Origin of the sequence: Curvibacter soli, assembly GCF_029211125.1 — a bacterium.
Classification (GTDB): Bacteria; Pseudomonadota; Gammaproteobacteria; order Burkholderiales; family Burkholderiaceae_C; genus Curvibacter_A; species Curvibacter_A soli.
On sequence record NZ_JARGEN010000044.1, the window covers coordinates 1 to 1,494 of the forward strand.

The following is a 1,494-nucleotide window of genomic DNA, read 5'->3' on the forward strand; positions in this document are numbered from 1 at the left end:
GTCGCAGTCTATTTTGAGCGCACGTTGGCGCGTTTAAAAAATTCATCCGAATTCTGCAAGTCCCTCTTGCACACAAAATTTCTGACAGGCTCCAGTTTCATCGTCGTTCACGTCTTTCTTCATGCGCGCACCCCCGTTGGAGCATCATCCAACACATAGCTTGTACTGCGCCCGCCCGCATCCGATTTCCGCAGGACACCCCGCGCAAGCAGATCGTTGATGTCGCGCAGGGCCGTGTCCGGCGAGCATTTGGCGATGGCCGCCCACTTGCTGCTGGTGAGCTTGCCTTCGAACCCGTCGAGCAGCTTGTTCAGCAACTTCACCTGCCGCTCGTTGAGTGGTGTGGTCGCCCAGCGCTGCCAGAACCGCGTCTTGGTCAGCACGGCGTCGAGTGTGTGCTGCGCCTGGTCGACAGCGCGATGGAGCGTGTCGTGGAACCAGGCGAGCCACTCGGTGACGTCCAGCGATCGTTTCTGGGTCTGCTCCAGGATGTCGTAGTAAGCCTTGCGTTCGCGCTGGATCTGCGCCGACAAACTGTAGAAGCGCTGCGGGCTACCGTCGGCGCGTGCCAGCAGCAGATCACCAATGGCCCGGGCGATACGGCCATTGCCATCGTCGAACGGGTGCAGCGTGACGAACCACAAATGGCCGAGCCCCGCTTTGATCAGCGGCGGCTCGTTTGATGCACCATTGAGCCAGTCGAGGAAGCGGCTGGTTTCGGCCTCGAGGCGATCGGCGGGCGACGCTTCGAAATGCACCCGTTGGCGACCGATGGGGCCAGACACCACCTGCATCGGGCCGCTGGCATCGTCTCGCCAGGCGCCGACCTTGATCTTGGAGAGCCCGGAGTAGCCGGTCGGAAACAGTGCGGCATGCCAGCCGAACAGCCGCTCCCGCGACACCGGTGCCTGGCAGTTGGCCGTGGCATCCAGCACCATCTCGACCACGCCCTCGACGTGCCGATCGACCGGCGCAAGCGCGCCGATGCCGACGCCCAGCCTGCGGGCGATGGAAGAGCGCACGGACTCGACGTTGAGCTGCTCGCCCTCGATCTCGCTGGTCTTGACCACGTCCTCGGTGAGCGCCGCGAGGCTCGCCTGGTCACGCAGAGCCATGCCGACGTCAGCAAGGCGCCCCATCAACAGCCCCTGGGCACGACTGACCTCGGCCATGGGCCCGGCCAGTACCGCCAGGTCGAAGCGCCAGTTCGGCCAGTCACTGGCCTGCCAGATGTATTTGTAATCGCCGCTATTCATGCAGAGATTATGGGCTGCATTCTCCGCACACGCAACTCTTTCACCGCACAAAGCGCGGAGAAAGGTGACGCCAATCGCCGCACGACGGGTCGCCTCATCTCGAAATGGGTGTGAATGGGTGTGCTTTTGGTCGGGGCGTCGGACGCGGGTTCGATTTCCAAACAGGGAATTGAACCTATTTCCGGCAGTTGAGCCCCAGTAAAGCCGCGCAACGCTAGACTGGAAGCCAGTTTCAACG

The 1,494-nt window shown here is 62.4% G+C and carries 1 protein-coding gene; it reads right to left on the minus strand.

The window, feature by feature from the left end; genetic code table 11:
- Positions 1–119: 119 nt before the first annotated feature.
- A complete protein-coding gene (locus PY257_RS10685) occupies positions 120–1,256 on the minus strand; it encodes a Fic family protein (protein ID WP_275741585.1) in 1,137 nt (378 codons plus the stop codon).
- Between the last annotated feature and the right edge of the window lie 238 nt (positions 1,257–1,494).

Coding starts and splice junctions, on each gene's coding strand:
- PY257_RS10685 (WP_275741585.1), bottom strand. CDS start 1,256: ATGAATAGCGGCGATTACAAATACATCTGGCAGGCCAGTGACTGGCCG.